The organism is Granulicella sp. S156 (assembly GCF_009766105.1).
Lineage (GTDB): Bacteria > Acidobacteriota > Terriglobia > Terriglobales > Acidobacteriaceae > Granulicella.
Window position 1 is genome coordinate 276282 of record NZ_LMUH01000006.1, and the last position, 9157, is coordinate 285438.

Genomic DNA, 9157 nt, shown 5'->3' on the forward strand with positions numbered 1-9157 from the left:
TCGTTGCAGACCGGCTCCTCTTCGTCCGGACTAAATATCGAAAGTCAACCATCGACCGACAACCTTTCAAAATGAGGAGTGGCTGTTGTTGCCGAAACCCGGAGAGCTTAGTAGGCATACTTTACCGAACAGCCATAAGGGCGGGTTGACTGGACCTGGATAGGTCGTCCGTTCATGGATTCCGTAAGAGCTTCGTCGACATAGTTTCTTGCCGATGTATGGTCGGATAGGTCCCATGTTGGATTGTCATCAATTGCTCCTGCATAGATCAGCTTGCCCGAGGGATCGATCACAAACATGTGCGGCGTCGTTTTGGCACCGTAGAGTCGGCCTATTGTTCCACTGGGGTCCAGAATCGCCGCGGTTGGAGAGGCATGCATTTCTTTGATGTATCGATTTTCTTCCTCAGAGGAGACAAAGCCTTCTTGTCCTGGGGCAGATGAAATGATGGATAACCAGACGACATCTTGATTAGTCCACTTTCGCTGGACAGCTTCCATGCTTCCGTTGATATAGTGCCTCTGGTCGTATGGGCAGCCCTGACTTGCCCATTCCAACACCACGTACTTGCCGCGGTAATCCGACAGACTATGGGTTTTTCCATTCGAGTCGTTGCCGGTAAAATTCGGCGCCTGATTGCCAGGGACAGCCGCTTGCGCTGACATACACAGCGCGAAATCTAGCGCCAAGAAGACAATGAGCTTGTGAAGCAAGGAAGATGGGCCAGACGGACGAAGCAGCAGGTTGTCTGAATACATGAAACCTCCTATTTGTTGAAAGCTCTCTCGACGCAGGTCGATCGCAGCCTACGATTTGGTCGATATGACCGTTGAGTCAAGACGATGTGACGAAGGTCTTCTGGCCTGCGACCGAGTTCCCGGAGAGCACCCGAGACGATGGCGGTATCGATCCATCTTCCCAATACCCGGCATACCGGCTTCTTGGAGCGAATACACATATATGACGACTTCTGGAACGAAAGGTTAGAAAATTTGCATCCATCGCCGAAAGCGTACATCTGAAACGGTAGGTGCAGAATAGCAGCCTCGCTTCGAGGCCCACAGAGGCGGGCGTGCATGGTCAAATTGCGGAAAAGTCGCGGTCGTCACAGATGGGCGCAGCGGATCGAAGTCGTTGCGCCTGGAGAAAGTGTGACCTCCAGTGCCGGGCATAGATGGAGAGGTGCTCCAAGCCTTCGATGTACTCGCAACTGGCCAAAATATCGGAAAGATTGTGATCGCATTCGCAAGGCAGGGAGAGTTCACAAACTGGGGCTAGAACATCTCCCCGCAACAGTATTCTTTCGAGGTGTCAGGTGAAATTTAGAACATTGGGAAGCGAGGGGCCGAAAGTCTCGGCTCTTGGGCTGGGCTGCATGCGAATGTCGCCGTTCACGGGGACCGTTTCCTTCGGTAAATCAGGTGATGATATCGAGAGTATTGCCACGATTCACGCGGCTCTTGATTCAGGTATCAACTACCTGGATACGGGCGACTTCTATGGTTCGGGACACAATGAATCCCTAGTGGGTAAGGCAATCCGGGATCGCCGCGACCAAGCATTTGTGGGCGTGAAGTTTGGAGTGTTGCGCGCCCCGTGGGGAGCTTTCCTTGGGGCTGATTTGCGGCCCGCCGCGGTGATGAATTTTGCGTCGTATTCATTGCAGCGTCTCGGCGTCGATGTCATCGATCTTTATCAGCCAGGCAGACTTGATCCGACGATTCCGGTGGAAGACACCGTCGGAGCCATCGCGGAACTGATCCGGCAAGGCAAGGTGCGTTATCTCGGATTGTCTGAGGTGAGCTCTGAACAACTACGGAAGGCACATCGCGTTCACCCTGTGTCTGTATTACAGATCGAATACTCCCTTGCGACTCGTTTCATCGAACGGGAGATTCTGGCGACTGCTCGTGAACTTGGAATTTCCATCGTCGCATACAACGTAACAGCTCATGGTCTGCTGGCGGGCTCCGCTTCAGTCCAGCTAGAGCCCAGTGACCCCAGGACGAAACTGTCGCGCTTTAGTACTGAAAATCTCCCTCAGAATCTCAAAACGGTCGAGGCACTCGTATCCATGGCTGAGGCCAAGGGCTACTCTCCAATCCAGATCTCCATAGCGTGGCTTCTTTCTCGCGGAGAAGACATCATCCCGCTTGTCGGCCTGACTCGCCGCACGCACCTAGCCGATAACCTCTCAGCACTTGATATTTCACTCAGTGAAGATGAACTGCAAACCCTCGATCGCGCTTTCGCGCCTGGAGCGATCGTTGGAGATCGAGCGCCAGCCGAGGTAATGCGCTTTTCACCAAGCTAGAAAACATCCACCGAGGACCGTAAGGGTTAGCTCCTCGATCACCTCCGTTCATGCAACGAAGACATGCAAGCGGTTGCTTGCCACTTGTAAGACGCAAAGATACTTTTCAGGAGAAATAGCAATGAGCAAGATTGACGACGCACCCGTCTTCACACCCTACACGCTCGGCGAACTTAAACTCAGAAATCGGGTGGTAATGGCCTCGATGACGCGCGGACGCGCGCGCAATGCCGAACTCGCGCCGACCGACCTTCATGTCGAATATTATCGGCAGCGGGCGACAGCCGGTCTCATCTTCACCGAAGGGACGTGGATTAGCCCAAGCGCGATTGGAGTCATCAACGCTCCTGGCCTCTTTAGCGTACGTCAGGTTGAGGGCTGGCGCGCTGTCACCTCTGCAGTTCATGCCGAAGGCGGTGCAATCTTTGCGCAGCTTGCCCACTCCGGGGCCGTCTCGCACCCCGACTTTTTCAATGGTGAACTGCCAGCCGCCCCTTCTGCGATAAACCCTGGCCTGAAAGCATTCACGTCCGATGGTTTCAAGGATACCGTGACACCGCGTGCCATGTCGGTGGAAGAGATCGCCGCGACAGTCGCGGACTATGGGACCGCCGCTAAGAATGCTCAGGACGCAGGCTTCGATGGCGTAGAGCTACACTCTGCAGGTGCCTACCTCTTGCCGGAATTTCTCAATAGCGCGCTGAACATTCGGGAAGATGCCTATGGTGGCACGGCGGAGAACCGAACGCGGATTGTTCTGGAAGTTCTCCAGGCATTCATTGCCGTCTGGGGACCAGGGCGCGTTGGCATCAAGCTCAGCCCTACGCTGACCATGGGCGGCCTCGGGCCGACCGACAAGACGATCGACACTTACGACTATCTCGTTCGCCGCCTCAATGAGCTTCCTCTCTCTCACATTCAGATTGGCAGATTTCCGAGCGATCTCTCGGGCACCCCCATCGCCGCGTTGCAGGACACGATCGGCTACTATCGCGCGCGCTTTCATGGCACGTTGATTGCAAACTTCGGTTTTGACGGTACTTCCGCCAATGCGGCGATCAAAAGCCAGCAGGCTGATCTGGTTTCCTTCGCGAAACCATTCATCGGCAATCCCGACTTCGTGCGCCGGCTTCGCGAGGACCTGCCGCTTGCAACCTCATCCCCCGAAACCTATTACCAGGGTGGACCGCAGGGATATATCGACTACCCGGTTGCTCCCTGAGGCGACGACCGGCAGACGCGGATAGGGACCGAGCCCTTGACTGTGGTCACATTGCATCCTTGACCTCTGCCCCAGAGGGAGGTTGACCGGCAGCGTTCTGGGGTATCGACCGAAGAAGCCAGTCGATATCGTCGTGAGCTCGCTGCCGGTACATCATCTGGTGAATCAGGAGCAATGCTTTGCAAGACGAAGTTCTCATCCTCGGTGGCGGAGTGGCAGGCTGTGCCGCTTCGATCGCGCTCGCTCGGAAGGGACGGAGCGTTACGTTAATTGAACGCGAGCCCACATCTCGACATAAGGTTTGCGGAGAATTCCTAAGCGGTGAAGCCCTGGAAGACCTGCACGTCCTTGGTATCGACGTGGCCTCTCTTGGAGCAGTGCCCATCAATTATGTTCGCCTGGCCGCAGCCAGACGCGCTGCGGAGGCTCCGCTGCCTTTTCCCGCAGCCTCGCTCACACGCAAGGCGCTCGATGCAGCTCTTATCGCCGCAGCCATCGCCGCGGGAGTCCGCGTTGAGCGAGGTCGCAGTGTGCAGTCGCTCAGCCGCGCGACCGGCAACCTCTGGCACGCAACGCTCGACAACGGCACCACATGCGAAGCTCCAACCACCTTTCTCGCCACGGGGAAGCACGATCTGCGCGGTCACGGTCGCCCCAAGGACACTCATCAATGGGTCGCTTTCAAGATGTATTACCGACTGTCTCCCACCCAGACCGCTGACCTGGCGGACGCCTCCGAGTTGACGCTCTATTCTGGAGGCTACGGTGGTATTCAACGAGTCGAAGACGGCATTGCGAATTTCTGCTGCGTGGTACAACGGCGATATTTTGCACGTGCGGGTCTTCGCTGGGAGGGCCTCCTTGCGAAGATGCAGCAGGACTGTCCTCACCTCGCAATGCGGCTTGACGGTGCGGAGCCGCTACTCGACAAACCGATCACCATCACTCATATTCCGTACGGTTACCTCCGCCGCGCAACCGAGGATGGGCTCTACTGTATCGGCGATCAGGCAGCCGTAATCCCCTCGTTCACCGGCGATGGTATATCCATTGCCCTGCATACTGCCCGCCGTGCCGCCGCTGCCTATCTTGCCGCGGAGCCGGCGCCTGTCTTTCAGCCAAAACTGCGCTCCGCAATGCTGCCCCAGATGCTCCTTGCTGAGTTCGCCGCCAGTGGCTTAAACAATGCATTTGCGCGCGCTGTACTTCCGTTCTGCCTCAGAGTCTGGCCCGGCGCGATGCGCGTAACGGCTAGACTCACGCGTGTCACTCAGCCCGGCGCTATTGCTCCACAAGCGTTCGTCAACTGAAATCGAGCCACTCCAAAACAGCTCTCGGAAGTTAAATCTTTTAGAGGAGATGATGTAATGAGATCCTTCGCAGTCCTAGCCCTCGCGATCATACTTGGTCCAGCCGCACTCGCCCAGCATCAGACCTTTGCCGTCAGCCCCGATTCCAGCGAGGTCAAGATGAAGCTCAACACAACTCACGAGGTCGTAAACGGCATATTCCACATTCAATCTGGATCGATCAATTTCGACCGGACCGCTTCTGATATATCGGGGATAGTCATCGTCGCAGCAGGCAGCGGCAAGACGGGGAACGATAGCCGCGATAAAAAGATGAACAAAGACATTCTCAAGGTGAACCGGTTCGCCACCGTCTCGTTCGCGCCTAAGGCGTACAACGGAACAATCGCGGCTTCGGGCGACTCGGCCATTCAGGTGAGCGGAGTGTTCACCCTTCTCGGCATTCCTCACGACCTGACGATTCCGATGCAGATTCACATGGATGGATCGAAGGCAACGGTGAAGGCGCAATTCGTCGTTCCCTATGTTCACTGGGGTCTCAAGAATCCGAGCTTCCTGATCTGGAAAGCTGAGAATGACGTTGCGATTGATCTTAATCTCGTTGGCCAGATTTCCAACTAGCTGATCGTCCTGTTGGTACGTTGAAATAGGATCATTTCGGTCTAACCGCACTCGTTTCCTGCCTTTATTCCGATTCCGAGCGTCTATAGCAAGACTATGACTGCGCAAATGTGAGTCATATTCCTTTGCTGAATTCATAGGACCAGCGAATCTCTGTAACATGCCGCCAGCCATCCTGATTCGCTACATGCGCGATCAGGTCGATGGACCGTTTGCACTCCTCCGTCACATCCTGCAAAGGAACGCCGCCCGAGCCTCGCATCGCAAGTTGCGCCAATCGGCGCAGAGCATCTACGGCGCTGTTAGCGTGGATGGTCGAGAGCGATCCGCGATGGCCGGTGTTGAGGGCGTCGAGAAAGACACGCGCTTCCGGGCCACGAATCTCACCTACGATAATCCTGTCCGGTCTGTGGCGTAGTGCCGCTTTCAGCAGGTCGCTGAATCCGATCTGGCTCTTGTGGGTATCGAGTTGGGCCTCGGCAGAGATGACGTGTTGTTTCTTTATATACAGTTCGGCGACGTCTTCGAGAATGAGGATGCGGTCACTGTCAGGAATAAAGCCAGCGACGACATTAGTGAGTGTTGTCTTCCCCGCGCCTGTCCCACCAGAAATCAGCAGATTGTCGCCACGGCGAACTGCCGCCGCCAGTTGTTGTGCCTGCTCGCTACTGAGCATTCTGCGCTCAATCAAATCATCTATCGTGAAGTTGCGCGAGGTAAACTTGCGGACCGTCATCATAGGCTGAGGATTTACCACCGGCGGAATCAACGCTGCCATGCGGCTGCCGTCGGGCAGGCGCAGGTTGAGGATGGGGGAGTCCGCGTCGAGCTTTTTGCCGAAACGGTTCGCGATCACTTCGAGACCTGTCAATAGAGCACCTTCTTCGAACCGGACGTCAGGTATCAGCTCGATACGGCCTCTCTCCTCCATCCAGACAGATCCATCAGGATTCACCATGATCTCGGAGACAGTATGGCTGGTGAGCAAATGCTCGATCGGTTTAAGAAATGGAATGATGATCTCGAAACTCATTGGGATACTCTCCTTGGATCGAACTCGATCTGCTCCTGATCGAACCAGTTCATGGTGATGGGCAGGAAGTCGGGTTTGAGGTAGCAGTAGGTCGGCGGCTGCGGGCTGATGCCGTCGAAGGCGACAACGACGGATTGAGCGTTCTTCAAATCGAAGAAGACCTTCTCTTCGAAGAGTGGTTCCTTACTTTTCTGGTACTGTTTGGCGGCGGCAACTGATCCTTTACTAGACGATGTCCGGCCCGAGAGCCACCCCACATTGGCGTTGGTCGAGGTCTCGGAGACTGTGTAGCTGATACGGGTTCTATCTTCCTTACCGCACAACTCTGAGGCGTAACGAGCAGTCTCTGGATCGGAGGTTGTCAGAAAAACCTTGGTGCGGAACGTCTGCAGCAGGGTTTTGACGCCTTCATTAGGCAGAGCATCCTTGAGACTAGCGACAGACTGTGTGGCCACGATGGGGATGCAACGGGGCTGCCGGGAGAGTGATAGGAAGCGTTCATCCCCGGTCGGGTTGTCGCCGCCGACGGTAGCGAAATTCTGATACTCATCGCAGATAAAGACGGACGGTCGATAGTGCCGCTCCGGTTCGGCATCCATCCTCGGAATACGCAATAGCATGGCTCGCTGATAGTCGATCTTCATCATGGTGCCGATGGTTTTGGCGAGTGCCGGATTGAGTGCCACGGGAAAGTTCAACCCCACAACAGCACCGGACTCGATCAGTTCCTCGAAGGGCGCCATAATGATTCCGTGTGGATCGGAGGCGCATGGCCTGCCGTCGTAAAGTTCCTTCGGCGGGCAGAAGACGCGGCGTACATCGGGATCGGTCTCGAACAGAGACAGGAAGACGGCGATACCCTGCACGATCGAGGTCTTGACCTCGGAGCGAAAGAACTTCCAGTGTTCCCAGTACCAGTATTGGACACTCAAGAAGCGTTCCCGCTGCGCAGGATCGGATGGCTTCCGGGTGCAGACGAAGAACTCCGAGGATGTCTGTTGGGTCAGAAGAGTCTCCAGCGTCTCTGTCCACGCGATCAGATAAAGTCCGGCATCCTTGTTCCATGCAAAGCCCAGCGGAGAGAGCAGGCCCTCATGCCCTCTGTATTCCTCTTTGCCGATACCTATATAGCCGGTGGCGCTGAAGCGGGAGCCGACCTCGGTCAGCATCTCCTCGAGCTTGCCCGCGCTGATGACGGTACGGAAGAGATCGACCAGCGTCAGGTAACCGTCACGGATGCGATGGAGCATGATGACGTACCGTACAAGGTCGGTGTAGGACTGCTGCCAGAACGGTTCCTTGCCCTTACCCCAGATGGACGTGATGATAGAGGCGATGTTGAACGCCTGCGCGTAGGCATCGAGTGAGTTGTTGAGTGGGTTGTAACGGACGTTGCCATCGAGCGAGACTTCGACGTAATCCTGGTCGCGCCCGCACCAATTCAGGATGCGCTGGAGTTGCCGGCAAAGATCACCCTTGACTTCGAGGACGATGCCGGAGAGCTTCTGTTCTGGATCACTGGCTTTATAGGAGAACAGCTGCCGCATCGCCGGCAGGATCAGTCCATAAGTCTTGCCACTTCCAATCGATCCGAACGATGCTATGCCGGTATAGAGACCGCGCTCCGGGATTGAGAGCCACGACGGAAAGGCGCTCGCTGTGGGAAGGAGCTGGCTATGTACCTCCCCAACAATCAGGGACAGTGCTGTCCGTATGCGCGGATCGGGATATAGAGGCAGCGCTCCAGCGGCCAACTCCAGTTCACTCTTATAGAGATGGACGTACATCAGCGAGAAGACCATCGAGAAGACAATGAATGGGGTGGAGTAGAGAAAGAAGTCATAGCCCCAGATGACACCATGAAAGACTGGTGGACGCTCCAATTCAATCAGACGCAGAAGTGGATTCGCGGCATTGATCGGAATCACGCTGTTGAGGACAATGCCGCATGCCGCGCTCAGTCCGATCGAGAGCACAATGCGATACGCGACCAGAGGACGGATGATTCGTTGCAGACGTGGAGAGGATCGCATAGAGATTGCCTCCTGTTAAGCGTGAGTGGCTGTGCTGGATGTAGTTGGGTCCGGCTTCGAGACAGAATCAGCTATCGGTTTGATTGGGATTGATGCAGGCTTCGCATGGCTGGCAGACCGGCCGGCACTTGCAGCGGCGCTGACTTTGTACTTTAGGAAATCTTCTTCCTGCGCGATAGCGAAGCGGAGTAGCTCGTTCACGACATACTGGGTTTCGTTGTTCGACCACTCGGCCATCAGCTCGATGTCGTCGGCGATGGTCTGGTCGATGGAGGATTGCAGCTTAGCGCGTCGCACCTTACTGATGCCGTGCGTGAGTTTCAGTTTGCTCATGGGTATCTTCCTTTCGTGATGTTGTGTATCTGTCCTCGATCAACTCCGTATCAGCGGCAGATGCGGGGCTGATCTTTTCCTATCCAGCGCAGATCAACAAATATCTGCGCCGGACATCTTCCGGATCGAAGTGTGCCGAGGGGGGAGCGACCAGCGCGGCGTAAGCCGTCGCGTAAAGGGCAACGCCCTGGGGTCGCTCCCCCCTCGACACATACTTTCCTTTACTTATCACCTCCTCTAAGTGGTTGTTTTCGAATAGCTTCCAGCTCGAACAGCAGTCGCCGACTAGAC

Annotated in this window: 8 protein-coding genes; 4 read left to right on the forward strand and 4 right to left on the reverse strand. The window is 55.8% G+C overall.

From position 1 onward, the window contains the following. Positions 1–107: 107 nt before the first annotated feature. Positions 108–758: a redoxin domain-containing protein gene (locus tag GSQ91_RS05770; RefSeq protein ID WP_158820299.1), complete on the reverse strand. Its 651-nt coding sequence runs from the start codon at positions 756–758 to the stop codon at positions 108–110. Between the two features lie 557 nt (positions 759–1315). Here GSQ91_RS05770 and GSQ91_RS05775 point away from each other — a divergent pair. From GSQ91_RS05775 to GSQ91_RS05790, 4 genes are all read left to right on the forward strand, one after another. Continuing rightward, a complete protein-coding gene (locus GSQ91_RS05775; protein ID WP_158820300.1) occupies positions 1316–2314 on the forward strand; it encodes an aldo/keto reductase in 999 nt (332 codons plus the stop codon). Positions 2315–2435: 121 nt separating this feature from the next. After that, positions 2436–3536 carry an alkene reductase gene (locus tag GSQ91_RS05780; protein WP_158820301.1) on the forward strand — a complete coding sequence of 367 codons (1101 nt, stop codon included), beginning with the start codon at positions 2436–2438 and terminating at the stop codon, positions 3534–3536. 179 nt (positions 3537–3715) lie between these two features. Then, on the forward strand, positions 3716–4846 hold the full coding sequence (locus GSQ91_RS05785) for an NAD(P)/FAD-dependent oxidoreductase (RefSeq protein ID WP_158820302.1): 1131 nt from the start codon (positions 3716–3718) through the stop codon (positions 4844–4846). Positions 4847–4903: 57 nt separating this feature from the next. Next, positions 4904–5467 carry a YceI family protein gene (locus GSQ91_RS05790; RefSeq protein WP_158820303.1) on the forward strand — a complete coding sequence of 188 codons (564 nt, stop codon included), beginning with the start codon at positions 4904–4906 and terminating at the stop codon, positions 5465–5467. A gap of 115 nt (positions 5468–5582) precedes the next feature. Here GSQ91_RS05790 and GSQ91_RS05795 read toward each other — a convergent pair whose 3' ends face one another. Genes GSQ91_RS05795 through GSQ91_RS05805 form a run of 3 tightly spaced genes read right to left on the reverse strand, consistent with a single transcriptional unit; the run spans position 5583 to position 8866 of the window. Continuing rightward, entirely contained in the window at positions 5583–6500 is a 918-nt protein-coding gene (locus GSQ91_RS05795; RefSeq protein ID WP_158820304.1) for a CpaF family protein, read from the reverse strand. Continuing rightward, positions 6497–8533, reverse strand: coding sequence for a type IV secretory system conjugative DNA transfer family protein (locus tag GSQ91_RS05800; RefSeq protein ID WP_158820305.1), 2037 nt, complete (start codon positions 8531–8533; stop codon positions 6497–6499). Before GSQ91_RS05800 ends, GSQ91_RS05795 begins: the two co-directional genes overlap by 4 nt. A gap of 15 nt (positions 8534–8548) precedes the next feature. Next, on the reverse strand, positions 8549–8866 hold the full coding sequence (locus tag GSQ91_RS05805; protein ID WP_158820306.1) for a hypothetical protein: 318 nt from the start codon (positions 8864–8866) through the stop codon (positions 8549–8551). Positions 8867–9157 lie beyond the last annotated feature (291 nt).